General features: G+C 64.6%; 17 protein-coding genes. 6 read left to right on the top strand and 11 right to left on the bottom strand.

What is annotated here, in order from left to right; all coding sequences use genetic code 11:
• The first annotated feature begins 67 nt into the window (after positions 1–67).
• Positions 68–1,309, top strand: coding sequence for a histidine--tRNA ligase (gene hisS, locus U0L91_RS05915; protein ID WP_330045273.1), 1,242 nt, complete (start codon positions 68–70; stop codon positions 1,307–1,309).
• A gap of 144 nt (positions 1,310–1,453) precedes the next feature.
• Positions 1,454–2,410 carry a DUF4349 domain-containing protein gene (locus U0L91_RS05910; protein WP_330045272.1) on the top strand — a complete coding sequence of 319 codons (957 nt, stop codon included), beginning with the start codon at positions 1,454–1,456 and terminating at the stop codon, positions 2,408–2,410.
• Between the two features lie 69 nt (positions 2,411–2,479).
• Here U0L91_RS05910 and aspS read toward each other — a convergent pair whose 3' ends face one another.
• The 7 genes from aspS to U0L91_RS05875 all read right to left on the bottom strand — a co-directional run bounded on the left by aspS (position 2,480) and on the right by U0L91_RS05875 (position 13,669).
• On the bottom strand, positions 2,480–4,270 hold the full coding sequence (gene aspS, locus U0L91_RS05905) for an aspartate--tRNA ligase (protein ID WP_330045271.1): 1,791 nt from the start codon (positions 4,268–4,270) through the stop codon (positions 2,480–2,482).
• A gap of 87 nt (positions 4,271–4,357) precedes the next feature.
• Positions 4,358–5,227, bottom strand: a complete 870-nt coding sequence (locus U0L91_RS05900) for a YitT family protein (RefSeq protein WP_330045270.1) — start codon at positions 5,225–5,227, stop codon at positions 4,358–4,360.
• Positions 5,228–5,282: 55 nt separating this feature from the next.
• Positions 5,283–7,094 carry a 5'-nucleotidase C-terminal domain-containing protein gene (locus U0L91_RS05895; protein ID WP_330045269.1) on the bottom strand — a complete coding sequence of 604 codons (1,812 nt, stop codon included), beginning with the start codon at positions 7,092–7,094 and terminating at the stop codon, positions 5,283–5,285.
• A 98-nt stretch (positions 7,095–7,192) separates the two neighbouring features.
• Positions 7,193–8,311 (bottom strand): hypothetical protein, encoded by a 1,119-nt coding sequence (locus tag U0L91_RS05890; protein WP_330045268.1) that lies wholly within the window; start codon positions 8,309–8,311, stop codon positions 7,193–7,195.
• 189 nt (positions 8,312–8,500) lie between these two features.
• A complete protein-coding gene (locus U0L91_RS05885; RefSeq protein ID WP_330045267.1) occupies positions 8,501–8,725 on the bottom strand; it encodes an HPr family phosphocarrier protein in 225 nt (74 codons plus the stop codon).
• Positions 8,726–9,107: 382 nt separating this feature from the next.
• Complete coding sequence (locus U0L91_RS05880; protein WP_330045266.1) at positions 9,108–11,279, bottom strand: Tex family protein; 2,172 nt, start codon at positions 11,277–11,279, stop codon at positions 9,108–9,110.
• Between the two features lie 11 nt (positions 11,280–11,290).
• Positions 11,291–13,669: a YfhO family protein gene (locus U0L91_RS05875; protein WP_330045265.1), complete on the bottom strand. Its 2,379-nt coding sequence runs from the start codon at positions 13,667–13,669 to the stop codon at positions 11,291–11,293.
• Between the two features lie 121 nt (positions 13,670–13,790).
• On the opposite strand from U0L91_RS05875, the gene yfbR reads away from it, so the two are divergent.
• Positions 13,791–14,393 carry a 5'-deoxynucleotidase gene (gene yfbR / locus U0L91_RS05870; protein ID WP_330045264.1) on the top strand — a complete coding sequence of 201 codons (603 nt, stop codon included), beginning with the start codon at positions 13,791–13,793 and terminating at the stop codon, positions 14,391–14,393.
• On the opposite strand, the gene dusB is transcribed toward yfbR, so the two are convergent.
• Complete coding sequence (dusB, locus tag U0L91_RS05865) at positions 14,390–15,370, bottom strand: tRNA dihydrouridine synthase DusB (protein ID WP_330045263.1); 981 nt, start codon at positions 15,368–15,370, stop codon at positions 14,390–14,392. The two genes, yfbR and dusB, sit on opposite strands and share 4 nt — an antisense overlap.
• Before the next feature lie 120 nt (positions 15,371–15,490).
• Here dusB and U0L91_RS05860 point away from each other — a divergent pair, with 120 nt between their 5' ends.
• Positions 15,491–17,983: a DNA polymerase I gene (locus U0L91_RS05860; protein WP_330045262.1), complete on the top strand. Its 2,493-nt coding sequence runs from the start codon at positions 15,491–15,493 to the stop codon at positions 17,981–17,983.
• A 19-nt stretch (positions 17,984–18,002) separates the two neighbouring features.
• Positions 18,003–19,010, top strand: a complete 1,008-nt coding sequence (gene tsaD / locus U0L91_RS05855) for a tRNA (adenosine(37)-N6)-threonylcarbamoyltransferase complex transferase subunit TsaD (RefSeq protein ID WP_330045261.1) — start codon at positions 18,003–18,005, stop codon at positions 19,008–19,010.
• A 36-nt stretch (positions 19,011–19,046) separates the two neighbouring features.
• Here the strand turns inward: tsaD and U0L91_RS05850 are convergent, their stop codons facing one another.
• Positions 19,047–19,481 (bottom strand): hypothetical protein, encoded by a 435-nt coding sequence (locus tag U0L91_RS05850; protein WP_330045260.1) that lies wholly within the window; start codon positions 19,479–19,481, stop codon positions 19,047–19,049.
• Positions 19,482–19,622: 141 nt separating this feature from the next.
• On the opposite strand from U0L91_RS05850, the gene U0L91_RS05845 reads away from it, so the two are divergent.
• A complete protein-coding gene (locus U0L91_RS05845) occupies positions 19,623–21,284 on the top strand; it encodes a glutamine--tRNA ligase/YqeY domain fusion protein (protein WP_330045259.1) in 1,662 nt (553 codons plus the stop codon).
• Positions 21,285–21,351: 67 nt separating this feature from the next.
• Here the strand turns inward: U0L91_RS05845 and U0L91_RS05840 are convergent, their stop codons facing one another.
• Positions 21,352–24,060, bottom strand: coding sequence for a valine--tRNA ligase (locus U0L91_RS05840; RefSeq protein ID WP_330045258.1), 2,709 nt, complete (start codon positions 24,058–24,060; stop codon positions 21,352–21,354).
• Between the two features lie 353 nt (positions 24,061–24,413).
• The gene (locus U0L91_RS05835; RefSeq protein ID WP_330045257.1) at positions 24,414–26,939 is read right to left on the bottom strand and encodes a heavy metal translocating P-type ATPase; all 2,526 of its coding nucleotides are present in this window, start codon (positions 26,937–26,939) and stop codon (positions 24,414–24,416) included.
• Positions 26,940–26,950 lie beyond the last annotated feature (11 nt).

The raw sequence follows: 26,950 nt of genomic DNA, 5'->3' as shown, positions 1-26,950 counted from the left end.
TTACACAGAACCATCTTATTCCAATTTGTAAAAAATATTGGATAAAATACAATCCGGAGGGAAAGTCATGAAAGTTCAGCCTTTGAAGGGAATGCGCGATCTGCTGCCGCGCGAACAGGCACTGCGGGACTACATTCAGGGGGAGATCCTGGCCACCTACCGTGCGGCGGGGTTCCAGCGCATCTCGACGCCGATTCTGGAGGATATGGAGAACCTGGACAAATCGGACGGCGGCGACAACCTGAATCTGATCTTCAAGGTGCTCAAGCGGGGCGACAAGCTGGCCGCGGCGCTGCGCAGCGGCGATGAGAAGGCGCTGTCCGACATGGGACTGCGCTATGACCTGACGCTGCCGCTTTCCCGGTACTATGCGGCGAACCGCAACGAGCTGCCGGTGCCGTTCAAGGTCATCCAGACCGACCGCGTCTACCGCGCCGAGCGCCCCCAGAAGGGCCGTCTGCGCGAGTTTGTCCAGTGCGACATTGACATTCTGGGCGATTCGTCCCCCAACGCCGAGGTGGAGCTGATCGACGTGACGGCCCGGGCGCTGCTGCGCATCGGCTTTACCGGTTTTACCGTGAACATCAACGACCGCCGCATCCTGCGCGCCATGCTGCAGAAGATGGGCTTTGCCGAGGCGGATCTGGATTCGGTCTGCGTGAGCTTTGACAAGCTGGACAAGATCGGGGCGGACGGCGTGCGCGCCGAGCTGCTGGAAAAGAACTTTGCCGCCGACGCCGTGGAGGCGCTGGACAGCTTCCTGCGGGCGGGGGATTTCAGCCTGGATGCCGTGGCGGCCCGGGTGGGCGACGAGGCCCTGACGGCCGATCTGCGGTATGTGATCGAGGTGTCCCGCCGCATTGCGGGCGACCGGTACGGCATTGCCTATGCGCCCAGCCTGGTGCGCGGACAGGGCTACTACACCGGCATGGTCTTTGAGGTGACCTGCCCGCAGTTCTCCGGCGCGGTGGCCGGCGGCGGCCGGTACGACAACATGGTGGGCAAGTTCATCGGCCAGCAGGTGCCGGCGGTGGGCTTCTCGATCGGGTTCGAGCGGGTCTGCGGGATTCTGCTTGAGCAGGGCTACCAGATTCCCGGCGCCAAGCCGCGGATGGCGCTGCTCTATCTGAAGGAAGCGGACTTTGCGCAGGTTCTGGCCAAGGCCGAGACGCTGCGCGCCGACTATGACGTGACGGTACTGCCCCAGGCCAAAAAGCTGGGCAAGCAGTTCGGCACGCTGGAGAATGCCGGCTACCAGGCCGTGGCCTTTGCCGACAACGACGAGATCCGCCGGCTGGGCCAGAAGTAAGAGAGAAACGACAGAACGGAACATTCCGCAAATGGAATGTTCCGTCTTTTTTTGACATCAAAGTGTAACGCACAGCGGCACTTTTCCGTGTTATAGTGGTGAAAAGGAAACCGGCTTTTCAACTGCAAAGGAGTGTGACTTCCCGTGAAACTGTGCCCTTCCCTGTCCCGGACCCTCTGTCTGGCAACGGCCGCGGCGCTGGCGCTCTCGCTGGCCGGCTGCGGTGCCTCCTCCGGCGCCACCGATGCTGCCTCCACCACGGCAAGCACCTACCAATCCGCTGCGGAAAGTACCACGGCGGATTCGAACGGCGGAACCCCGGTCAACGCCGACTCGCTGCTCGACCCGTCCCAGCTGTCGGAGGATCTGAAAATCATCTACACCGCTTCGATGACGATGGAGACCAACGATTTTGACGCTTCCCGCGACGCACTGCTCGCCGCCGTGGACGACTGCGGCGGCTACCTGCAGAACACCAACCAGGGCGGCAGCGCCGACTATGCCAGCCGGTACGCGGACTACACCGCCCGGATTCCCGCCGACCGGTACCGGGAGTTCCTGACCACCGCCGGGGAGGCCGGCAGCGTTCAGAACCTGACCGAGCGTGCCGAGGATGTGACCGACCATTACATCGACGTGGAGGCCCGGCTGACGGCGCTGGAAAACCAGCGGACCCGGCTCAACGAGCTGGCCGACCAGGCCGACACCACCGCCGACCTGCTGGAGATCGAGAGCCAGCTGTCCGATGTCCAGTATGAGATCGAGCGGTACACCAGTCAGATGCGCCAGCTGGAAAACCAGGTCAGCTATTCCACCGTCGAGATCTCGCTGTACGAGGTGCGGGAACTGACCCCCACGACGGTCACCTTCGGCGAGAAGGTTGCCCAGGCGTTCCGCCAGGGATTGCGCAACCTGATCTCCTTCTGTGAGGAGACCGTGCTGGCGCTGCTGCGCATCTGGCCGTTCCTGCTGATGCTGCTGGCGGTGATCCTGCTGTTCTGGCGGGGCCGGCGCCGTCGGCGCGCCGCCAAGGCTGCCAAAGCCGCTGCCCGGCCGGCCGATCCGCCCCCGCAGGAGGACGGTACACCCCCGTCGGCCTGATTGCCCGCTGTAAAAAAACGCCCTCCCCGGATGGGGAGGGCGTTTTTACTGTATGAGGAAGAGTGAAACTCAGGCCTTGTCTTCCGGCAGGGTCAGCGCAATGGACAGGTCCTTGAGCTGCTGCGGGTCCACCACGTCGGGGGCGCCGGACATCGGTTCGCTGGCGTTCTGCACCTTCGGGAAGGCCAGCACGTCGCGGATGTTGTCACGCTTGAGCATCAGCATGACCATGCGGTCGAGGCCGTAGGCCATACCGCCGTGCGGCGGCGCACCGTACTTGTAGGCATCCATCAGGAAGCCGAAGTTCTTGCGGGCGCGCTCCTCGGTGAAGCCGAGGGCCTTGAACATCCGGTCCTGCAGGACCGGGTCGTTGATACGCATCGAACCGCCGCCCATCTCGACGCCGTTGAGCACGATGTCGTAGGCAACGGCATGGCAGGCACCGGGATCGGATTCCACCTTGTCGATGTCCTCGGCCTTGGGCAGCGTGAAGGGATGGTGCATGGCCATCCAGCGGCCTTCCTGCTCGCTGTACTCGAAGAGCGGGAAATCCACCACCCACAGGAAGTTGAACTGGTCGGGGTTCATCAGGCCGTATTTGCGGCCGATCTCCAGACGGACCTGGCCCAGCGCCGTACAGGCCTTGACCCAGTCGGCATCGCTGACAATCAGGATGACGTCGCCGGTCTCGGCGCCCAGGGCGGTGTACAGGGCGGTCTTTTCCTCCGGGGTGAGGAACTTTTCAAAGCTCGAGGAGGTGGCATCCGCCGTGATGCGGCTGAACGCCAGGCCCTTGGCGCCGTAGGTCTTGGCCACGTCGCCCAGCTTGTCGATGTTCTTGCGGCTCAGCTGATCGGCCAGGCCCTTGGCGTTGATCGCACGGATCGTGCCGCCGGCGGCCACGGCGTCGGCGAACGGCTTGAAGTCGGTGCCGTCGAACAGGTCGGTCACATCACAGATTTCCAGGCCAAAGCGGGTATCGGGCTTGTCGGAGCCGTAGCGGCCCATCGCCTCGTCCCAGGGCAGGCGCTGGAAGGGCGTCTTGAGGTCCACACCCAGCATCTCTTTCCACAGACGCTTGAGCAGGCCCTCGTTGATCGTCATGATGTCGTCCTCGGTGACAAAGGACATCTCCTCATCCACCTGGGTGAACTCGGGCTGACGGTCGGCACGCAGGTCCTCGTCGCGGTAGCAGCGGGCGATCTGGAAATAGCGGTCAAAGCCGGAGAGCATCAGCAGCTGCTTGTAGATCTGCGGGCTCTGGGGCAGCGCATAGAAATGACCGGGCTGCACACGGCTGGGCACCAGATAGTCACGCGCACCTTCCGGCGTGGACTTGATGAGGGTCGGGGTCTCGATCTCGGTAAAATGATTGTCGGTGAAATAGCTGCGGATGATCTGCATGATCTTGCTGCGCAGCACAATCGGTTCGTGCATGGACGGACGGCGCAGGTCCAGATAACGGTAGCGCAGGCGCAGGTCATCGTTGACGTTGATGCCGTCGCGCAGCTCGAACGGCGGGGTCTGGGCCTCGCTGAGGATGCGCAGCTCGCTGACATACAGCTCCACGTCGCCGGTTGCGATCTTATCGGTCTTGGAAGCGCGCTCGCGCAGGCTGCCGCGGCAGATCACGACATATTCGCTCTTGAGGCTCTCCGCCTTGGCAAAGACATCCTTCGGCGTATCCTCATCAAAGACCAGCTGCAGAATGCCGGTGGTATCCCGCAGGTCGGCAAAGATGATGCCGCCCTTGTCCCGGGCGCGGGCAATGGAGCCGCAGACCGTCATCTGCCGGCCCACATCGGCCATGCTGACCTCGCCGCAGTAATCGGTACGGCGCAGGCTGCCCATCGTTTCCATAGTAACTCCCCTTTTCTCTATTGTCTGACAATATATTATACAGCGGTGCCCTGCCTTTTGCAAGACAAAACGCGGTTTTTGCGGCGGTTATTCCGCGCCGCCGCTGCCGCCCAGTTCCAGGCGGCGGAATCCTTCGCCCGCCACCTCGTTGGCCTGCAGCATGACGATGAAACTGCCGGGGTCCAGGCGTTTGGCTTCCCGGTTGATGATGTACAGCTGTTTGGAACTGCAGGCGCACATGACGACATCCCGCTCATCCTGCGCATAGCCGCCGAATCCCTTGAGGATCGTCGAGCCGCGGTCCACCGTGCGGCCGATCATGTCGCAGATGGCCGGGCCGTCCGATGTGACGATGAGGGCCACCATACAGGCGTTGAAGCCGAACATCATCCGGTTGATGATGTAGGAGGCCAGGAAGTTGAAGATCAGGCCGTAGATGATGGAATCCACATCGTGGAAGACCAGGCCGTTGGCAAGGATGACGGCCAGCGCCGCGCCGAAGGTCAGGTTGCCGAACGGCATATGCGGATGCTTGGCCTTGATGGCCATCGTGATGAAGTCCAGGCCGCCGGTGCTGGAGTTCTGCATATAGATCAGCGCGTCGCCGATGCCGCTGATGACGCCGCCGCACAGGGTGGCGAGCATCCGGTTGCCGGTATAGACGGGCAGCGCGGGCAGCAGAAAGTCGGTGAACACCGCGAAGAGGATCATGCACCGCACGCTGCGCAGGAAGAAGTCCTTGCCGAGCAGCCGGAAGCAGACCAGCACGATGGGCACATTGATCAGAATGTTCGTCACGCCGATGGGCAGTCCGAACAGCCGGTACAGGATGGCGCCGATGCCGGCCACGCCGGTGACGGGGACCTCCGCCGCGACGGCGAAGCTGTACAGACCCGCCGCCGAGATCAGGCAGCCGATCACTTCCAAAAAAAGATTTTTCCAACGGGAATCTGTCATTCCTTTTCCTCCCTCAATGTCGGGCAAAGGAACACTGCACTGCCCGCGGTATGGATTATTTCCGGTTCTTTCTGCGATGGTAGGATTCGCCGCTCTGTCCGCCGGCGGTTCCGCGGCGGATCAGCAGCACGGCCACAACGGCCACGCAGACCAGGCCCAGCACAATCGCCGTGTACAGCGGCAGTTTGCTGCTGGTCTGGGCCGCTTCCTCACGGCGCTCGGTCTCCTCGGGATCGGGGGTGGGCTCCGCCGTCGGTTCGGGGGCCTCGGTGGGTTCCAGCGTCGGCATCGGGGTGGTGCCGATCAGCGTGCCTGCCGAGGGGTCCTGCACCGGCGCCGGCGTGCGGGTGCTCTTGGTCTGCTGTCTGGCAGCGGGGGCCGCCGTGGGCTGCACGGCCGCAGCCGCGGGGGTCTGGGTGGCCGTCACGGTCTGGGACGGTTCCTCCTGCCGCGTCTCGGCGCTGTTTGCCTGGGGTGCGGCCGGGGCCGCAGTGACGACCGGCTGCGGGGTGGCTGTGGGCTGCACCACAACCCCGCCGTCAGAGGCGGCCGGGACCGACGAGACCATGACCGGCGTGCCGTCCGCCGTGCCGATGAAGGTGATGTTGCTGAGGTAGTAGCCCGGCTCCCCTGCCTGCATCCGGAAGGTATGGGAACCCGGGGTCAGGTATTCCAGCCAGAGATTGCCCGACACATCGGCGACCGCCGTCATCGGGGTACCGTCCAGCAGGAAGTGAATGGTATGGTTGGCATAGCCGGTGCCGAGGCAGACCGTGCCCGTGTAGGACCCGGCGTTGACGGGGAGCGAACGTCCCACGCTGCCCTGGCGGCTGAGCAGGACCGTGAGGGTATCGGCATCCGCATTGGCGGGCAGCGCCGTGATGGCGCCGCGGAGGGTCAGGCCGCTGTCTGCCAGCAGGTTTTCGGCGGTGTTGAGGCCGAACCGCTCAAGCAGTCCGGCGGGCAGGACCAGCGCCAGGCGGGTGTCGGCAGTGACGGCGCGGCCGTCTGCCGAGGCGGAGTCGGCCAGCCAGAGGCTGTCCACCTGGGGTTCCCCGCCCGCGCTCTTCCAGGTGAAGCGCAGACCGCTGACCTGGGGATAGCCGCCGTAGCCGCTGCTCTGGGAATCCAGCATCCCTTCCAGCGAGACATTGAGCAGGTCGCGCAGCTTGGCGCCGTCAATCACGACGAGGGCCAGCGTATCGTCCCGGACGGCCTGGGCAACGGTGTTGAGGTCCACACCGGCCTCCACGGTGCCGGTCAGGCTGGCGCCGTCCAGCACCGCCACGAGCGGCAGCGTGTTGCCCGACCGGTTCCAGGCGTCGGAGGATGCCGCGGCCAGGGCAGCCGCGTCGGCGGCAAGGTCGCCGAGGTTGGTTTCCTCACGGCTGGCCGCCTGCAGGGTGGTGCCGTTGGAGAGCGCGACCGGCCCCCACAGTGTGGCATTGGTGCGGGCTTCGGTCTGGGCATTTCCGGCCGGGTAGCGGGCTCCCGGCACCGGGGCGCCGGTCATCCAGCCTGCGGGCCAGAGCGGAATCGAGGGGGCGGGCGTCGTCTGGCCCGGGGCGGCGGTGGGGGCCGGCGTGCCGGGCAGCGGCGTGGGCGCCGTTTCCGGTGTGGCGGATTCCGGCGTCGCCGTCTCGGGGGTGGCGGTTTCCGGGGTGGCGGTCTCCGGCGTGGCATCGCCGCGCTGGCCTCCTCCGGTCAGCAGCCGCACCAGATCCCCGAGCACCGGGATCTCCATCAGCGTTTCCACAAAGCCCGTCGGCTCCGCCTGGGCCGGCGCCGCGAGCGCCGGGGTGGCCGTGCCGAGCAGCAGACAGGCGGCCAGAGCCGCCGAACAGGTACGCCGTTTCCAGTCCGTCATAGGTAACATCCCCTTTATTCCGATCGTTTTTTACATTCTGTGGTCCAAAAAGGCCGGGGCGTGCTTTGGATATGCACCGCTCCGGCCCTGCGAGTTCCTTAGACAGTCTTTTTGATCTTGGAGGCGCTGTACGTCTTCATCGCACTGGCGGAGAGTCCGTTCTCCATCGAGGCGCCTTCCGCATACAGCTGATTCTGCAGCTCACTGCTCTTCATCGCATCGAGCAGGTTGTAGTTGCTGACATACTCGTCAACGGTGCCGTATTCCAGCGGGTCGATGGCGCGCACCACCACATAGCTCAGACCCAGATCGACGGTGGTCCACTGACCGAACCCGGCCTGCTCCACCGCATTGATCAGGGTGTTGTTGCCGGTGCCGTCGTCATAGCTGGCCAGGTCGTCCGGCGTGTACAGGCCGCTGGCCGCATAGTACAGCGCCTGGCTGGAATCCGTCGAGCTGCCGATCGCGGTGAACGCCTCGGGCACATACTGCATGGCGGCGAGGTAGAGCGCCGACTCGGAGGTGGCGGCGGCCAGATAGTCGCGGCACTCGTCGGCAATCTCGCTCACCTGCTGCTTCTGGTCCTCCGTCGCGTAGGCGTAGGTGGACTGGTCAAACAGCGGCAGCTGCACCGTCTCGAGATAATAGCAGTTGTCGGCAATGTAATCGCTGTAATCCTGGGTGGAGACCGGCTCGGTGCCGTTCTCGCCGTAGATCAGCTCCAGGCAGGCCTGGGCCTTCTGGGAGTTGAGCAGGTAGGTTTCGAGGCTGCTCTTGCTGATGCCGTTGGCCGTGTAGAGATCCCCGTTGGACTCCCACAGCGAATCCGCCGTCTGGGCGGCTTCCGACGTGGCGGCATCCTCGAGCGTGCCGCCGAGTTCGTCGAACTTCTTCTCAACGGCGGCATAATACTGCAGGCTGCGCAGCGTCAGGCGGCTGACATAGTCTGCGCCGTCGGTGGTGACTTCCTCATCGCCGATGGTGCCGGTGCACTGGGCCTTGAGCACGGCCTTGACATCGTTGGCGGTCTCGCCGGTAGCCAGATCGGCCACGCCGGCGGCCGTGTTGTAGGCGTTGTACTGCGCCAGCAGGTAGATGCCGGCCGGAATGTCAACGCCGCCGATACTGCCCACGCTGGCCGGGGTGGACATCGCACAGCCAGAAATGCTCAGCAGCACCATGACCGCAAGAGCCAGGCTGATGAATTTCTTCTTCATGAGGGGTTTCTCCTTTATGTACTTTCAATTTGCCTTCTGCCATACCTGCACAAAAAGGCAATATAAAGGTATTATAACGCTTTTGGGCAGTCAATGCAAGTAAAGACTTGCGCCGTGCAGACAAAAAGCCGCCGGCTGGTCGGCCGGCGGCTTTTCTGATGTTTCCAGGTATTGAGGCAGGACCCGGCATCACTGGCGCAGAGCACCCACGACGCGGTCCAGATCATGCTCATCTTCGCAGACAATCTTGACAGGGTGGCTGTAATCGAGGCTCATCATCCCCAGGATGCTCTTCGCATCGGCGATGCTGCCCTTCATGTCGTGCACGCCAACCTCGTTGTAGCATTTGGCGGCGGCAGACACGATCCCCTGAACTTCGGCGAAGTTGGAAACCTTGACTTGTCTCACCATCATAAAGACCTCCATACAATATATCCCACCCGCGGACCATCATGTCCGCGGTGCAAGGAGCGGAGCCGCTTGCTCTCTGTCCTCCTTACATTGTGCATTATAGCATAATTATTTCCAACGGAGTTGTGTAACATTCACAAAGCCGATTTTTTCATCAGGATGCACAAAAGAGGGATTTGTTCATATTTGGATTTGTCTGCTATCACAAAACTTTGAAGCCAGAGTAATGTTTTCTTTATATTTTTTGCCTTATCGGATTTTAAATTTTAACTATCAGCTTGATTTTCTTTTCTTTTACACACATTCAATAGTTTTGTATAGCCGTTTTCGCGTGGGGGTCAGCGGGGGGCTTGCAACAAAATTCCATAATTGGCCCTGTTTTCTGTCATTTGGTTGCCTGCGGCACAGCTTTCATGGTCAGGCCGATGCGTTTTTTGTTGACATCGACGGTGAGGACCCGGACGCGGACGACGTCCCCGACCTTGAGAACCTCGCCGGGATGGCGGATGAACCGGTCGGAAATCTGCGAAATATGCACCAGACCGTCCTGATGCACCCCGATATCCACGAAGGCGCCGAAGTCAATGACGTTGCGCACCGTGCCGGTGAGCTCCATGCCGGGCTTGAGATCCTCGAGTTTCATCACATCGCTGCGCAGCTGGGGCGGGGGCAGGGTGTCGCGCACGTCCCGGCCGGGGCGGCAGAGTTCCGCCACAATATCCTGCAGCGTCGGCTCGCCGATGCCCAGCCGCTCGCAGAGGCTGCGGGTCCCGCAGGACCGCACCCGGGCGGGCAGTTCCTGCATCCGGGCGGTGCCGATCTCGGCGGGGGTGTAGCCGCAGGCCTCCAGCAGGCCGCGGGCGGCGGCGTAGCTCTCGGGATGGACGGCCGTGGCGTCCAGGGGATTCTCGGCGCCGGGCAGCCGCAGAAAGCCCGCGCACTGTTCAAATGCCTTGGGGCCCAGCCCCTTGACCTTTTTGAGCTGGGCGCGGGAGCGGAATGCACCCTCCTCCTCGCGCCGGGCCACAATGTTGCGCGCCGTCGCGGCCGTGATGCCGGCCACACGGCGCAGCAGCGGGGCCGAGGCGGTGTTCAGGTCCACGCCCACACTGTTGACGCAGTCCTCCACCACGCCGTCCAGCGTCTCGTTGAGGCGTTTCTGGGGCATATCGTGCTGATACTGGCCCACGCCGACCGCCTTGGGATCAATCTTGACCAGCTCGGCCAGCGGGTCCTGCAGCCGGCGCGCGATGGAGACCGCGCTGCGCAGGTTGACATCAAACTGGGGGAATTCCTCGGCGGCCAGCTTGGAGGCCGAATAGACCGAGGCACCGGCCTCGCTGACCACCATGTACTGCAGATGCAGGCCCTTCTCGGCGGCCAGGTCCCGGATCACACGGGCGGCGAATTCCTCGGTCTCGCGGCCCGCGGTGCCGTTGCCGATGGCCAGCACCTCCACGCCGTGGCGCAGGATCATCGCCTTGACGGTGCGCTCGGCCTGCTCGACCCGTTTGAATTCCGGCACCGGATAAACCACGCCGGTGTCCAGCACCTTGCCGGTGGGGTCCACGACGGCGATCTTGCAGCCCATCCGGTACCCGGGGTCGAGGCCCATGACGGTCTTGCCCCGGATGGGCGGCTGGAGCAGCAGCTGGCGCAGGTTGCTGCCGAACACCTCGATGGCGCCCTCGTCGGCCCGGGCGGTCAGCTCGGCCCGGAGTTCGTTTTCCAGGCTCGGATGGATGAGCCGGGCATAGGCGTCGCGGGCGGCGGCTTCGACGATGCGGGCGCTGGCGCCGCCGGTCTTTTTGCGGGCGAACATCCAGGCGGTGATGGCGGCGGCCCGCTCGGCATCCACCTCGATGGAGACCTTGAGATACCCTTCCCGCTCGCCGCGGTCAAGGGCCAGAATGCGGTGGCCGGGAATCTTGTTGACCGGCTCACGGTAATCGTAGTAGGGCGCGTAGACGCTGTCCTCCTCCTTGGCGGCCACGCTGCGCACCGCGCCGAAGGCGTGATAATAGCGGCGCAGCTCGGCACGGCAGGCGGCACTGTCGCTGACCGTCTCGGCCAGGATGTCCTGCGCCCCGGCCAGGGCCGCGGCGGCGTCGGGCACCTCGTCGTTCAGGTAGCCGGCGGCGGCTGCCTCGGGATCAAAGGCGGCGTCCTGGCGCAGGATCGCATCGGCCAGCGGCTGCAGTCCCCGCTCCCGCGCAATGCCCGCCCGGGTGCGGCGCTTGGGCTTGTAGGGGCGGTACAGGTCCTCCAGTTCGGCCAGCGTGGCGGCGGCGCTCAGTCTGGCATCCAGCTCGGGCGTCATGGCCTGCTGGTCGGTGATGGCGCTGCGCACCTCCTCGCGCCGCTTGTCCAGCCCGCGCAGGTAGGCCAGGCGGTCGCCCAGGCTGCGCAGGACCTGGTCATCCATCGACCCGGTGGCCTCCTTGCGGTACCGGGCGATGAACGGGATGGTGTTGCCGGCGTCAATCAGGGCGATGGCGCCTTCCACATGGTTGGGGGATAGCTGAAATTCTTTGGCCAGCTGTTCGGCATAGGTCATGGATCTGGTTCTCACTTTCTGGGATCTTGGGGAGCTGCGGGTGCACTGTCGGCACGGCGGCGACGGCGCAGGACCGGCAGGCAGACGCCGGCCAGCCAGACGACGCAGGCCGCGCCGCTGACCGTAGCCGAGGCGCGCAGCCCCGCGGTGTGGTAGGTAAAGACAATCTCGCTGCGGCCCGCCGGGGCACGCACCGCCATCAGACCGTTGTCCACCTTCTCGATGGCGGCGGGCTGTCCGTTCACGGTGGCGGAGAAGCCGTCATCGTAGGGGACGCTGAAAAAGACGAGGTTTTCCCGGTCCAGGTCCGCCGTGGCGGTGAACCCGGTGCGGGTGGCCGTGAATCCGGTCACGGCATCGGCGCGGCGGGCGGCGCAGTCGTCGGCATAGCCGGCAAAGTCCAGCGTCCCCACCTCGTCGGCGGGCAGTTCGGTCAGCAGATCGCCCAGGCGGCTGATCTGGTCATCGGTGAGGAGCAGCGCCTTCATCAGCAGGTTGCCGCGCTTCTCCTCGGCGACGGAGTCAAAGGTCTCCTGGGTGACGTACCGGTCATAGGTAAAGCCCATCGGCACCCAGTTTTCATTTTCATAGAGCAGGTAGTCCCCCGCTTCGCCCGCGGCCTTCCAGCCCTGGGCTTTCTCCTTCTTCCAGTCCGCGTCGGCGTCGCGCGGGACCAGGGTATACCGCACGCTGAGCAGTCCGCGCAGCGCGTAAAGGCCGACGTCCGGCTTGGAGCTGACATCCCGGGTGACGCCCACGCTGGGATAGAATTCCAGAATGCTGGGGGCCACGGTGGAGTTGAAGAACTGGATGCAGCTCTTGTCCAGCCACAGGCCCATATTGTTGTAACATTCGTAGGCGTCGATGCGGTAGAAGGCATCGTCGGGCAGGGCGGCGTTGACCTCATCGGCCTGGCCCCAGGTTTCGTCCACATAGGCGGCGTCATGGTACCACTGGCCGTACTTGGTGATGGAGAGGTGAACCTGTCCGTACACAAAGCTGAAGCCGAGCACCGCCGCCAGCAGCAGCGAGGCGAACCGCTCCGGCCGGCGCAGATGCAGCAGCAGCGCAAACAGGGCGATGCCCAGCAGGGTGGCGGCCAGCAGTCCCCAGTAGCGCAGCGGTTCCTCCACAACGCCGAGCGTCGTGGTGTCGTTTTCCGTCACCGGGACCAGTGCGAAGGCGATGCTGCTGAGGGTGCAGAGTGCGACGACGCGCAGCGCCAGCCGGAACTCGGTGCGGCGCAGCCGTTCGCTGCGCAGGGCCATGACGGTGGCGGCGCAGAGGATCAGCACCGGCATATAGTACCAGCGGGCGTAATAGCTGGAGTTGAAGGCATAGAACATGCTGTTCAGCACCGGCACAAAGGCGCAGATCACGCAGACCCGCAGGATGCGGGAGAAGGGATGGCGGCGTCTGACACGGCAGAAGACCAGGCCGCCCGCAATGCCCACCACGGGCAGGTAGGCCGTCATGCTGGTATGCTTGAGGATGCCTTCCTGGAAGAGGTCGCGCAGATAGGGGGCATCCGGCATGAGGAAGGCGCTGTAAAAGATGGCCAGATACTGCTGCGCACTGCCGTAGACGAGATACCCGTAGCCGTTGAAGGGGTCGATGGTGCGGGGGTTCTGCACCAGCGAGAGGGCCGCCGGCCAGAGCAGCGCGCAGCCCATCGCACAGCCGAGCAGGGTTTCGAGCGCGAGACGGCCGAACAGCCGCCGGGTCAGACGGTAAGCGCCGCCCGCCGTCAGGCAGACAAAGTAGATGATCAGAAAGACGGCCTGACCCGCAAAGAAGAAATAGTTGTTGAGCAGGTTGAGGCCCAGCCAGAAGGGGAACATCCGGTGTCTGCCGTCCAGCACCGCGTCATCCAGCGAGGCCAGCAGATACGGGAAGAGGGCCACCACATCGAGGAAATGGTTGAAGAAGATATTATAAATGGTAAAGCCCGAGAAGGCATACAGGCAGGCACCGATGACGCTGTACTCCTCGTCCCGGACCCAGCGGCGCATCCAGAGGTAGGCGCCCCCGCCGGCGACGGCAAATTTGAGGCAGAGCATCGGCACCATGAACCAGGGGGTCAGCCAGTCCGGCAGCAGCAGCGTGAGCCAGAAGAAGGGGCTGCCGCACAGATAGAAGCTGTACGCATTGACAAACCCGCTGCCGAGGTCGGTGGCCCAGCTGAAGGTGCCGCCCTGTTTGACGAAGGCATTGGCATAGGAATAGAAGGAGATCTGCTGATCGTTGAAGTCCCCCGCATAGTGGAAGAAATCCCCGCTGAGTGCGTCGATCAGGCAATGCGGCGCAAACAGGGCGGCGCTGACCGCCAGGCAGAGCAGAAACACCTGCCAGTAACGGCTTTTGGATGGGTGAAGTGCGAGCTGCGGCATACCGGAAGCCCCCTCTTTTTTGAAAAATTCCCGCGAAGTCCTTAATAACGGACCCTGCATGTGGTATACTGGAATCGGTTTTCCCAACCCCACAGTTTACAGGAAAGGAACTGCTTTTGCAATGAAAACTTATCCGTTCCACGCGCTGCTCGGCCGGATGAAGTACATTACCCGGTGGTCGCTGATGCGCAACGGCCGGCCCGAGTCGCTGAGCGAACACTCCGCCGACACCGCGGTGCTGGCCCATGCGCTGTGTCTGATTGCCCGGCACTGCACCGGGACCGGGGACGAGATCCGTCCCGACACGGTGGCCGCCGCGGCGCTGTACCACGACGCACCGGAGATTCTGACCGGGGACATGCCCACCCCCGTCAAGTACAAGAACGACGCGCTGCGCGACGCCTACAAGGAGGTGGAGCGGCAGAGCGCCCGCGCCATGGCCAGCCTGCTGCCGCCCGAACTGCGCGAGGTGGAGGAAGGGTATCTGACCGGGCAGGTGCTCAACGAGGCCGAGCGCCGGCTGCTCAAGGCCGCCGACCGGCTGAGCGCCCTGATCAAGTGCATGGAGGAGGTCGGCAGCGGCAACCGTGAGTTTGCGGCCGCGATGGACCAGCAGCGCCGCGCGCTGGAGGAGATGCACTGCCCCGAAGCGGACTACTTCATGCAGCACATGCTGCCATGCTACAACCAGAATCTGGACGAGCTGACCCGGGGCCGGTTTTAATCCTGCAGGCGGCAGGCCGTGTCGATCAGGCGGTCAACATCGGGGAAGTGTTCGAGCATCGAGCAGTACCGCCGCAGCGATGCCGCTCCCTTGAGTCCCTTCATATAATACATGGCCTGGCTGCGGGCCTGGGGCATGGCGGTCCACTCCCCTTTTTCCTCGCACATCTCATAGACCTGGGCGCGCAGGGCGGCCATCCGGCGGTTCAGACTGGGCAGGGGTGGTTCGGGCTGTCCGGCCAACACCGCGTTGACCCGCTCAAACAGCCAGGGGTCGCCCAGCGCCCCGCGCCCGATCATGACACCCGCACAGCCGGTCTGTTCCAGCAGGCGGGCCGCGCCGGCGGCGGACGTGATGTCGCCGTTGGCAAGCACCGGGATCTGCACCGCCTGCCGGATGGCGGCAATGGCGGCCGGGTCGATGGGCGGGATATACATCTGTTCGCGGGTACGGCCATGGACGGCCAGCAGGTCGGCGCCAGCCCGCTCACATTCCCGGGCGACCTCGACGCCGGTCAGATGATCGCCATCCCAGCCGATGCGCATCTTGACGGTCAGCGGCGTGTCCGGTCCGAGGGCCTGCCGCGCCGCCGCCACCATCCGCCCGCACAGGGCCGGGTCGAGCAGCAGCCGGCTGCCCGCCCCGCCCGAGGTGATTTTGGGGGCCGGACAGCCCATGTTCAGGTCCAGAATATCAAAGGCGACGCCCTTGTCCCGGATGATGCCGATGGCCTGGGCCACCGTCTCGGGTTCGGCGCCGAACAGCTGGACGGCGTAGACCCCGTGGGGATGGGCATCGCGCAGAAGGGCGATGCTTTTTTTGTCGCCGAAGGTGATGGCCTTGGCACTGGCCATCTCACTGACCGTCCAGGCCGCGCCGTGGTCCGCCATCAAGTGACGGCAGGCCGCGTCGGAAAGCCCCGCCATGGGGGCAAACACCGCCGGATGGTCCGGCAGGGTAAGGCTGCGAAGCTGCATAAACTCTCCCATCTTGTGCGATTTGTCTGTAAAGATCGTTTTATTATTCTACCACACTCCCCGCAACAGTGCAATTTGTGATATACTGGGGTTCAGCACAGCATCTTTCAGGAGGTTTTTATGAAACTGTTGGTTTTGGACGGCAACAGCCTGGTGAACCGGGCCTATTTCGGCATCAAGCTGCTGACCACCAAGGACGGCCGCCATACAAATGCCATTTTCGGGTTCCAGAACATTCTGCTGAACCTGCTCGCCACCCACAGCCCCGACGCGGTGGCTGTGGCCTGGGACGAGAAGGCGCCCACCTTCCGCCACACTGCCTTTGCGGGCTACAAGGCCACCCGGCATGGGATGCCCCCCGAACTGGCCGAGCAGATGCCGGTTCTGAAGGAGCTGCTGGCCGATCTGGGGTTTGTCCAGGTCAGCCGGGCGGGCTGGGAGGCGGATGATCTGCTGGGCACGCTGTCCGCGGCCAACGAGGCGGCGGGCGGCGTGACGCTGCTGGCCACCGGCGACCGGGACAGCCTGCAGCTGGTGGATGCGTCCACGACGGTGCTGCTGGCCACCAACCGCGAGACCGTCGTGATGGACTGCGCCGCCGTCGAGGAAAAGTACGGCGTCCAGCCCCCGCAGCTCATCGAGGTCAAGAGCCTGATGGGCGACGCATCGGACAACATTCCCGGTGTGCCGGGCATCGGCGAAAAGACCGCCCTGGCCCTGGTCCAGCGGTTCGGCAGTCTCGAGGGGGTCTATGACCATCTGGACGACCCGGCCATCAAGCCCAAACAGCGGGAAAAGCTGACCGCCGGGCGGGAATCGGCCGAGTTGTCCCGGATGCTGGGCACGATCCGCCGGGACGCCCCCATCGAGACCGACCCCGACGCCTACCGGCGCGGCGCGGGCGATCCGGCCGCGGCGGCCCATCTGCTGGCCGACCTGGAGATGCACAAACTGGCCGCCCGCTGGGGTCTGGAGGAGAACAGCGCCCCGGCCGCCGTGGACCAGGTCCACCCCGAACCGCTGCCCGATGCGCCCGCCGGCCGGCTGTATCTGGCCCAGGGTCCGGAGGGCTGGTATGCGGTACAGCAAAACCATGTCTGGTCGGTGGCGCCGGAGCGTCTGGCGTCCCTGCTGGACGGCGATGCCGAGCTCTTTGTCTTTGACGCCAAGCCGCTGTTCCATGCGGCGCTCGACGCGGGCGGCACCGGCCGGGCCGTGCAGTTTGACGGCAAGCTGGCCGCCTATCTGCTCAACCCGTCGGCGAGCGATTACCAGGTCGGGCCGCTGGCGGCCGAGTACGGCATCCGGCCCGCCTTTGCCTGCGAGGCCTGCCCCGACGCCGGTGTGCTGGCGGGGCTCTGCGAGGCTTTGCAGGCCCGGCTGCGGGAACAGAAGGAGGACGCCCTGCTGACCGGAATGGAACTGCCGCTGGCCCGGGTGCTGGCCGACATGGAGCGGATCGGCTTTGCGGTGGACCCCGAGGGCATCCGCGCCTTCGGCGACAGTCTGCGCGCCGAGCTGGACGGGATTCTGCGCTCCATCTATGCGGAGGTCGGGTATGAGTTCAACCTGAACAGCCCCAAGCAGCTGGGCGAGGCCCTGTTTGACAAGCTGGGGCTGCCGCCCCGCAAAAAGACCCGCCGGGGCTACTCCACCGACGCCGAGACGCTGGAAAGCCTGCGCCCGTACAGCCCGGTGGTGGACGATATTCTGAAATACCGCACCTATTCCAAGCTGCTGTCCACCTATGTGGACGGGCTGCTCAAGGCGCTGGGGCCGGACGGGCGGATTCACTCCACCTTCATCCAGACCGAGGCCCGCACCGGACGGATCAGCTCCACCGAGCCCAACCTACAGAACATTCCGATCCGCACCGAGCTGGGCAGCCGGCTGCGCGGTTTCTTTGTGGCGTCGCCTGGCTGGAAGCTCGTGGACGCCGACTACTCCCAGATTGAGCTGCGGATTCTCGCGCACATCACCGGCGACGAGGCGATGCAGCAGGCCTTCCGGTCGGGAGCGGACATCCACCGCGCCACCGCGGCCAAGATCTACCACATTCCCGAGGAGCAGGTCACCCATGAGCTGCGCACCTCCGCCAAGGCGATCAACTTCGGCATCATGTACGGCAAGGGCGCGTTCAGTCTGAGCAAGGACCTGAACATCCCGGTGCGGGAGGCCGAGGCGTTCCTGAAAACCTATCTGAACACCTTCCCGCGCGTGGACGGCTATATGCAGGACTGCATCACCCACGCGAAGGAGAACGGGTATGTGGAGACGCTGTTCGGCCGCCGCCGCCCGCTGCCCGAACTGGCCAGCTCCAACTTCCAGGTGCGTTCCTCGGGCGAGCGGATGGCCCGCAACACCCCGATCCAGGGCACGGCGGCGGACATCATCAAGCTGGCGATGGTCCATGTCTGGGAACGGCTGCGCCGCGAACACCTGCAGGCGCGGCTGCTGCTGCAGGTCCACGACGAACTGATCGTGGAGGCGCCCGAGGAGGAAGTGGAACAGGTCAGCCGTCTGCTCCGCGAAGAGATGGAGCAGGTTGTACAGTACAGCGTGCCGCTGACCGCCGAGGTCGGCGTGGGCACCACCTGGCTGGAAGCGCACTGAAACTGTGGAGGATTGTCCAATGTATATTCTGGGAATTGAATCCACCTGCGACGAAACCGCGGCCGCGGTCGTCCAGGACGGAAAGAAACTGCTTTCCAACGTCATTGCCACGAGCGTCCGGGAACAGGCGCTGTACGGCGGCGTGGTGCCGGAGATTGCCAGCCGCCGCCATGCCGAGTACATCAGTGCGACGGTGCAGCAGGCCCTGTCGGACGCCGGCATGACGATTGCCGATGTGGACGCCGTGGCCGTCACCTTTGCGCCGGGCCTGATCGGCGCCGTGCTGGTGGGGGTGAACTTTGCCAAGGGGCTGGCCTACGGGGCCGGCAAACCGCTGGTGCCGGTGCATCATCTGCGCGGCCACATTGCGGCCAACTATCTGAGCCATCCCGAGCTGGAACCGCCGTTCCTGTGTCTGGTGGCCAGCGGCGGGCACAGCCACATCGTCGAGGTGCAGGACTGGTGCCGCTACCGCGTGCTGGGCCGCACGGTGGACGACGCCGCCGGCGAAGCCTTTGACAAGGTGGCCCGCACGCTGGGTCTGCCCTACCCCGGCGGGCCCAGCATCTCGGCGGCGGCCAAGACCGGCGACCCCCACGCCTACAAGCTGCCCACCCCGCATGTGGAGGGCAAGTACAACGTGAGCTTTTCGGGTCTCAAGACCGCTGTCGTCAACGAGGTGCACAACGCCGAACAGCGCGGCGAAACCATCCGGGTGCCCGACATGGCCGCGAGCTTCCAGGAGCGGATCGCCCAAATTCTGGCCCACAAGCTGCTGTCGGCGGCGGCGGACACCCATGCCCGGGTGATCTGTCTGGCGGGCGGCGTGGCGGCCAACGGCCGGCTGCGCCAGCTTGTCAACGACGGCGCCCAGAAGCTGGGGGCACGGGTCTATCTGCCGGCGCTCAAGTTCTGCGGCGACAACGGCGCGATGATCGCCGCCCAGGGGTACTATGAGTATCTGGACGGCAATATCGCAGGGCTGACCCTCAACGGTCTGCCCACCCTGCCCATTGATTACCGGTAACCGACAGGAGGCTCCCCGCAGCGGGGAGCCTCCTGTTCATTCTTCCGGTGCGACCAGATCATAGAAGAAGATGCCCTCGGTCAGGTTGACGAAGGTATCCTCATCCCGCAGCGGCAGCGCCCGGCCGTTCCACCAGACCGTCCGGCGGCTGGCCGAGACGGTGGTCTCGCCGTCCGCGGTAAAATAGGTGATGGTGATCAGCGGGGAGTCGTCCGGGTCAGGGTCGGCAAAGATGGCGTATTTCAGGAACCCCGTGAGCTTGACCGCCAGCTCGATCTGGTCGGGGTCGGTGGTTTCCCGCACGTCCGGCGTCAGGGCGGGATAGGCGACGGTCACCCGCTGCACCTCCCCGACGGCGGGCACCCCCAGCAGATACATCCCGTCCTTGACAATGGAAATGCCCACAAACAGCGCCGCCGTCACGATGACCGGCAGCACGAAGCCGGTGAGCAGGTTTTTGAGTGATTTCATACCGCAGTCCTCCTTCTGCTTCCAGCATACCCGACGGCGGGTCCTGCCGTCAAGCCGGACAGCTCTTTTCCGTGCCGTCTTGCAAAAAGGGACCGACTATTGTACAATAGAGGATATTATCTGAACTTTGGGGTGGATATTATGTCAGAAGAAAAATTTTCCAACTTTTTGACCGACGTCATTGATGAGGACCTGGCCCAGGGCAAGGTGAAGGAGATTCACACCCGGTTCCCGCCGGAGCCCAACGGATACCTGCACATCGGCTCGGCCAAGGCGATTTATATCAATTATATGGCTGCCAAGACCTACGGCGGCAAGTTCAACCTGCGCTTTGACGACACCAACCCCGCCCGCGAGGGGGACGAGTATGTGCAGAGCATCCTCAAGGACCTGGAGTGGCTGGGTGCGACGCCCAACGGCGGCGTGTTTTACGGCAGCGATTACTTTGACCGCTGCTACGAGTATGCCGAGAAGCTGATCCGGGAAGGCAAGGCCTATGTGGACGACCTGACCCGCGAGGAGATGCAGGAATACCGCGGCAACGATGCCGGCAAGCCCAGCCGTCCGAGTCCCTACCGCGACCGCACGCCGGAGGAGAACCTGGATCTGTTCCGCCGGATGCGCGCCGGCGAGTTTGCCGACGGCGAAAAGACGCTGCGCGCCAAGATTGATCTGGCCAGCCCCAACATGAACCTGCGCGACCCGGCGATCTACCGCATCAAGCATGTGACCCATCATCGCCAGGGCGACCGGTGGTGCATCTATCCGCTGTATGACTTTGCCCACCCGATCCAGGACGCCATCGAGGGCATCACCCACTCGATGTGCAGCCTGGAATTTGAGAACCACCGCCCGCTGTACGACTGGGTGGTGAGCAACCTGTTCGGCAGCGAGTTCCCCAAGCAGCGGGAATTCGCCCGTCTGAACGTGACCAACACCGTCATGAGCAAGCGCTATCTGCGCGAACTGGTCGAGAAGCACATCGTGGACGGCTGGGATGACCCGCGGATGCCGACGCTGTGCGGTCTGCGCCGCCGCGGCTACACGCCGACCAGCATCTTTGAGTTTGTGCGTTCGGCCGGTGTGGCGAAGGCGGACAGCCTGGTGGACATGCGCCAGCTCGAAGCGGTGCTGCGCGCCGAGCTGGAACTGTCGGCCGCCCGCCGTGTGGCGGTGCTGGACCCGGTCCGGCTGATCATCGACAACTATCCGGCCGACAAGACCGAGCTGTTTGAGCTGCCCAACAACCCCAACCGTGACGCCAACGACACCTCGACCCGCCAGGTGGCCTTCACCCGCGAGGTCTGGATTGACCGCAGCGACTTCTTTGAGGTTCCGCCGCCGAAGTTCAAGCGGCTGACGCTGGGCAGCGAGGTCCGTCTGATGGGCGCCTACCTCGTGCGCTGCACCGGCGTGGACAAGGACGAGAACGGCAACGTCGTGGCCATCCACGCCGAGGCCGATCTGGAGACCCGCAACGGCAACCCCGCCGACGGCCGCAAGGTCCGCGGCACCATCCACTGGGTCAGCTGCGCGCACTGTGTGGACGCCGAGGTGCGGCTGTACGACAAGCTGTTCACCGAAGCCAACATGAACGCGATTCCGGACGGCGCCGACTTCAAGGATTACCTGAACCCCGACAGCGTGCAGGTGATCCCCCACGCCAAGCTGGAGCAGTGCCTGGCCGACGCCAAGCCCGGCGAGCGGTTCCAGTTTGTCCGCACCGGCTACTTCACGCCGGACAGCAAGGACCCCCACGTCTACAACCGGATCGTGACCCTCAAGGACAGCTTCAAGTTCTGATTTCCGATAAAAAGAACGCCCTCCCGGCCGGGAGGGCGTTCTTTTTGTTGTCGGAATACCGGTCCGATCAGCCGAGGGCGGCGATGGACTGGCGGATGTTGGCCAGTTTGTCCTCCGCGGCGGCCATCTTGGTGCGGGTCTCGGCCACCAGTTTTTCGGGAGCGCGCTCCACAAACTTGGGGTTGGACAGCTGGTTGCGGAACATCGCGGCCTCCTTCTCGGCCTTGGCCAGCTCGCGGTTGAGGCGGGCCAGCTCCTTCTCGCGGTCGATCAGCTCCATCATCGGGATGAAGCCGCGGGCCGCCGGCGTCACGACGGTGACCATGCCGGCCGTGTCGCCGGTGTAGGCATCGACAAGCGTCACATCGGTCGCGAAGGCAAAGCGCGCCAGGTAGGCTTCGCCTTTGCGGAAGGCCGCCGGGTTGGCCGTCTCGATGATCATGCTGGTCTTTTTGGCCGGATGGACGTTCATGTCGCTGCGGGTGGCGCGGACGGCCTTGATATAATCCATCAGCGTCTCAAAGTCGGCACATTCCTGCGGCCAGCTCTGCATGGCGGCGGCATCGGGCCAGGCTTCGTTCATGATGGTCTCGGCGCTGCCAGGCAGGGACTGATAGATCTCCTCGGTGATGAAGGGCATGAAGGGATGCAGCAGCTTGAGCGCCTTGTCCAGCACCCAGACCAGCACCTTGCGGGCCGTGTCGGCCTGGAGGGCATCGGTGCCGTTCAGGCGGGACTTGCAGATCTCGATATACCAGTCACAGTAGATGTCCCAGATGAAGTTTTCGACCTTCTCGGCCGCCAGACCCAGCTCGTACTTGTCGAGGTTGGCGGTGACTTCGGCGGCGGTGCGGGCCAGCTCGGACAGCACCCACTTGTCGCTCATATCCAGCAGCGACTCGTCGGGCATGCCGGGGACAAAGTCCTCGGGCAGGTTCATCTGCACAAAGCGGGCGGCGTTCCACAGCTTGTTGGCAAAGTTGCGGCTGGCACGGACCTTTTCATCGCTGTACCGCATATCGTTGCCGGCGGTGGAGCCGACCATCAGCATCATGCGCAGCGCGTCGGCGCCGTACTCGTCGATGACCTTGAGCGGGTCAATGCCGTTGCCCAGGGATTTGCTCATCTTGCGGCCCTGGCTGTCGCGGACAATGCCGTGAATCAGCACGGTGTCGAAGGGAGCGCGGCCGGTGTAGGCGAGTCCCGAGAAGATCATGCGGGAAACCCAGAAGCCGATGATGTCATAGCCGGTGACCAGCGTGTTGGTGGGATAGAAGTAGCGGTAATCCTCGCTGGTCTCATCGGGCCAGCCCAGCGTGCTGAAGGGCCACAGCGCGCTGGAGAACCAGGTGTCCAGCGTGTCGGGGTCCTGCTGCAGGGCGGTGCTGCCGCACTTGGGGCAGGTATGGGGCTCCTCCTTGGAGACGATGGTGGCGCCGCAGTCGGCACAGTACCAGGCCGGAATGCGGTGGCCCCACCAGAGCTGACGGCTGATGCACCAGTCGCGGCTGCCCTTCATCCAGTTCAGATAGTTCTTGGTGAAGCGCTCGGGGACGAACTTGATCTCGCCCTTCTCGACGCTCTCGATGGCCGGGCCGGCCAGGGGTTCCATCCGGACAAACCACTGCTTGGAGACCATCGGCTCGATGACGGTGTGGCAGCGGTAGCAGGTGCCGACCTCATGCTTGAGGGGCTCGGTGGACTTGAGGTAGCCGCCGGCTTCCAGGTCCTCCAGGATGGCCTTACGGGCCTCGGCGGTGGTCATTCCGGCGTACTTGCCGCAGTCCAGCACCTCGGGCTCGTCGGCCGACGCATGGCCGGAAGCCTTGAGCGCCTCGGCGGCGGCCTTGTCGGCGGCGCCGGTCATATGACCGTCATAGGTCAGGACCCGGATCACCGGCAGGTTGTGGCGCTTGCCGACCTCAAAGTCGTTGGGGTCATGGGCCGGCGTGATCTTGACGACGCCGGTGCCCTTCTCCATGTCGGCGTGCTCGTCGCAGACAATGGGGATTTCCTTGTTCAGCAGCGGCAGGATGACATGGCAGCCGTGCAGATGGGTGTAGCGCGGGTCGTCGGTATTGATGGCGACGGCGGTATCGCCGAGCATCGTCTCGGGACGGGTCGTGGCCAGTTCCAGCATCTCGCCGGTCTCCTTGACCGGGTAGAGCAGATGCCAGAAGTTGCCGTCCTTCTCCTCATATTCCACCTCGGCGTCCGAGATGGAGGTGTTGCAGTGGGGGCACCAGTTGACCATCCGGTTGCCGCGGTAGATCAGCCCCTTGTCATACAGCCGGACAAAGACTTCCCGCACGGCGTTGGAGCAGCCCTCATCCATCGTGAACCGCTCACGCTGCCAGTCGCAGGAGCAGCCGAGCTTTTTCAGCTGGCTGACAATGCGGGAACCGTAGGTGTTTTTCCAGGCCCAGGCGCGCTTGAGGAAGCCCTCGCGGCCCAGCATCTCCTTGGTCAGGCCCTCCTCACGCATCGCGGCCACAACCTTCGCCTCGGTCGCGATGGAGGCATGGTCGGTGCCGGGCACCCACAGCGCGGCGTAGCCCTGCATCCGCTTGTAGCGGGTCAGGATGTCCTGCCAGGTTTCGTCCATCGCGTGGCCCATGTGCAGCTGGCCCGTGACGTTGGGCGGCGGCATGACGATGGTGAACGGCTTTTTGGACCGGTCGATCTGCGTGTGGAAATACCCCTTGTCGCACCATTCCTGATAAATGCGGTCCTCGGTGCCTTTGGGGTCATACTGTTTGGCAAGTTCTTTCGGCATGATTGTCTCTCCTTTGCGGTGTATGCTGCCCTGCGCGGGGCGAGCCATACAAAAAGGCCGCCCCATGCTTCCAACATGGGACGGCCTGTAGAGTCACAAGTCGCGGTACCACCCAAATTGCCTTTTTGCAAAGGCCTCTTGAACGCCGGATAACGCGGGCGGGACGGGCCCCGCTACTGAGCTGCGCCGTTCACGGAACCTGCTTGGGGGCGACAGGCGCGGACGTACCGCTGCCGGCTCTCACCTGCCCCGGCTCTCTGAAACGGCACCTGCCCGCGGAACTCCCCCGCACTGCATTTGGTATGTTTAGTTTAGCGCTTGCGGCGGGGCTTGTCAAGGGGGGTTCCGGCTTTTCAGGAGATGGACAGGACCTTGTAATCCTGGTCCTCGACGGCCTTTTTGAGCGCTTCGCGGTCGATTTCACCGCTGAGCGTCACGACGGCGGTACCGTCCTGGGCGCTGACCCGGGCTTCGCTCACGGCGTCCAGGGATTCCAGCGCCTTCTTGACACGGGCTTCACAGTGGGCACACATCATGCCCTCGATTTTCAGAGTCATCTGCATGGTTGTTGTCTCCTTTGCTTCGGTAATCGGTTCGTTTACGGGGGGAAGGGGCTTGCCGTGGCGATGGTCATGGCGGGCATCGTAGAGCCGGAACCAGTTGAGCCGCAGCGCGTTGGACACCACGCAGAAACTGGACAGGCTCATCGCCGCCGCGCCGAACATCGGGTTGAGGGTCAGCCCCAGCGGAATCAGCACACCCGCGGCCAGCGGAATGCCGATGGCGTTGTAGAAAAAGGCCCAGAAGAGGTTTTCGTGGATGTTGCGCAGCGTCGCGCGGCTGAGCCGGATCGCGGCCGGCACATCGGACAGCCGGCTGCGGACCAGCACGACATCGGCGGCGTCGATCGCCACATCGGTGCCGGCGCCGATCGCAATGCCCACGTCGGCGCGGGTCAGGGCGGGGGCGTCGTTGATGCCGTCGCCCACCATGGCCACGCGGCCCCGCTGCTGCAGGCGGCGGATGGCGCTCTCCTTGCCGTCCGGCAGCACCCCGGCAATGACCTCATCCACGCCGGCCTGACGGCCGACGGCCCGGGCGGTGCGCGCGTTGTCGCCGGTCAGCATGACGACCGTCAGGCCCATCGCGCGCAGCTGTTGCACGGCGGCGGGGCTGTCCGGCTTGAGGACATCCGCCACCGCGATAACGCCGGCCAGGCGGTCCTCCTCCAGGAAGAACAGCGGGGTCTTGCCCTCGGCGGCCAGAGCATCGGCCTGTGCGGCGATTGCGGCCGGGATGGCGGTCCTGCCGCCGATGAAGGCCTGGCTGCCGCCGCAGAGCTGCCTGCCCTGCCACACGGCCCGCAGGCCGTTGCCGGGCAGGGCGGCAAAATCGGTCACTTGCTGGTCGGGCAGGCCCTGTTCCCTGCCGTACTGCAGCACGGCCCGGGCCAGCGGGTGTTCGCTGCGCTGTTCAAGGGCGCAGGCCAGCCGGAGCAGAGTTTCGCTGTCATAGCCGGGAGCGGGCAGCACATCGGTCACCCGCGGTTCGCCGGCGGTCAGGGTGCCGGTCTTGTCGAGTGCGACGATCTGCACCTTGCCGGTCTGCTCCAGCGAGACCGCCGTCTTGAACAGGATGCCGTTGCGCGCACCCACGCCGCTGCCCACCATGATGGCGACCGGCGTGGCCAGGCCGAGGGCGCAGGGGCAGCTGATGACCAGCACGCTGATGGCCCGGGCGATCGCAAAGCCGGGGTCGCGGCCGAGCAGCAGCCAGACCGCCAGCGTGACGGCGGCCAGCACCAGCACGGCGGGCACAAAAATGCCCGAGACCTTGTCGGCCACCTTGGCGATGGGGGCCTTGGTGGCGGCGGCGTCGCTGACCATCCGGATGATCTGGGAAAGGGTGGTGTCCTCGCCGACCCGGGTGGCCCGGCACCGCAGAAAGCCGGACTGGTTGGTTGTGGCGGCACTGACGGGGTCGCCGGCCTGCTTGTCCACCGGGATGCTCTCGCCGGTGAGGGCGGATTCATTGACGGCGCTGCTGCCTTCCAGCACGACGCCGTCCACCGGGATGCTCTGGCCGGGCCGCACGACGAACTCGTCCCCGGCCCGGACCTGCTCCACCGGAACCTCGGTCTCCTTGCCGTCGCGGAGCAGCACGGCGGTGCGGGGCGCCAGATGCATCAGGCTGCGCAGCGCGTCGGTGGTGCGGCCCTTGCTGCGGGCCTCCAGCATCTTGCCCACCGTGATGAGGGTCAGGATCATCGCGGCGGATTCAAAATACAGCGAGTGCAGCCGGTGCGCGGCGGCGGCGAAATCCCCTGCCGCCTGGTCGGCCGTCATTGCAAACAGTGCGACGGTGCTGTACCCGAAGGCCGCCGTCGAGCCCATGGCCACGAGGGTGTCCATGTTGGGCGCGCGGTGCCAGAGGCTTTTGAAGCCGCTGATGAAGAATTTCTGGTTGATGGCCATGACCGCCGCGGTGAGCAGCAGTTCCAGCAGCGCCACCGCCACGGGGTTGCCGTCAAAGAAGGCGGGCAGCGGCCAGCCGGCCATCGTGTGGCCCATCGAGACATACATCAGCAGGATCAGAAATCCCGCCGAGGCCGCCAGCCGCCGCACCAGCACGGGGGTTTCGCGGTCCTGCAGACTGTCCTGCGCGTCGGCGGCCGGCTTTGCCCCCTTGACCGAGGCGCCGTAGCCGGCCTCGCGGACCGCCGCCACAATCTGCTCGGGGGAGGCGGTGCCCTCCACCCCCATCGAGTTGGTCAGCAGGCTCACCGAGCAGGCGCTGACCCCCGGCACCTTGGAAACGGCCTTTTCGACCCGGGCACTGCAGGCCGCACAGCTCATGCCCGTCACATCGTATTGCTGCATCGTTTTCCTCC

Source organism: Gemmiger sp., assembly GCF_036306485.1.
Lineage (GTDB): Bacteria > Bacillota > Clostridia > Oscillospirales > Ruminococcaceae > Gemmiger.
The sequence above is the reverse complement of the archived record's forward strand: the minus strand, read 5'-3'. Positions and strand labels throughout refer to the sequence as shown.

Bases quoted from the DNA above. Each gene is read 5' to 3' on its own strand.
- U0L91_RS05880 (WP_330045266.1), bottom strand. From the start codon at position 11,279: ATGACCTATGCCGAACAGCTGGCCAAAGAATTTCAGCTATCCCCCAAC.
- U0L91_RS05895 (WP_330045269.1), bottom strand. From the start codon at position 7,094: ATGACGGACTGGAAACGGCGTACCTGTTCGGCGGCTCTGGCCGCCTGT.
- yfbR (WP_330045264.1), top strand. From the start codon at position 13,791: ATGAAAACTTATCCGTTCCACGCGCTGCTCGGCCGGATGAAGTACATT.
- U0L91_RS05885 (WP_330045267.1), bottom strand. From the start codon at position 8,725: ATGATGGTGAGACAAGTCAAGGTTTCCAACTTCGCCGAAGTTCAGGGG.
- U0L91_RS05850 (WP_330045260.1), bottom strand. From the start codon at position 19,481: ATGAAATCACTCAAAAACCTGCTCACCGGCTTCGTGCTGCCGGTCATC.
- U0L91_RS05840 (WP_330045258.1), bottom strand. From the start codon at position 24,060: ATGCCGAAAGAACTTGCCAAACAGTATGACCCCAAAGGCACCGAGGAC.
- aspS (WP_330045271.1), bottom strand. From the start codon at position 4,270: ATGGAAACGATGGGCAGCCTGCGCCGTACCGATTACTGCGGCGAGGTC.
- dusB (WP_330045263.1), bottom strand. From the start codon at position 15,370: ATGCAGCTTCGCAGCCTTACCCTGCCGGACCATCCGGCGGTGTTTGCC.
- U0L91_RS05845 (WP_330045259.1), top strand. From the start codon at position 19,623: ATGTCAGAAGAAAAATTTTCCAACTTTTTGACCGACGTCATTGATGAG.
- U0L91_RS05900 (WP_330045270.1), bottom strand. From the start codon at position 5,227: ATGACAGATTCCCGTTGGAAAAATCTTTTTTTGGAAGTGATCGGCTGC.
- tsaD (WP_330045261.1), top strand. From the start codon at position 18,003: ATGTATATTCTGGGAATTGAATCCACCTGCGACGAAACCGCGGCCGCG.
- hisS (WP_330045273.1), top strand. From the start codon at position 68: ATGAAAGTTCAGCCTTTGAAGGGAATGCGCGATCTGCTGCCGCGCGAA.
- U0L91_RS05835 (WP_330045257.1), bottom strand. From the start codon at position 26,939: ATGCAGCAATACGATGTGACGGGCATGAGCTGTGCGGCCTGCAGTGCC.
- U0L91_RS05860 (WP_330045262.1), top strand. From the start codon at position 15,491: ATGAAACTGTTGGTTTTGGACGGCAACAGCCTGGTGAACCGGGCCTAT.
- U0L91_RS05890 (WP_330045268.1), bottom strand. From the start codon at position 8,311: ATGAAGAAGAAATTCATCAGCCTGGCTCTTGCGGTCATGGTGCTGCTG.
- U0L91_RS05875 (WP_330045265.1), bottom strand. From the start codon at position 13,669: ATGCCGCAGCTCGCACTTCACCCATCCAAAAGCCGTTACTGGCAGGTG.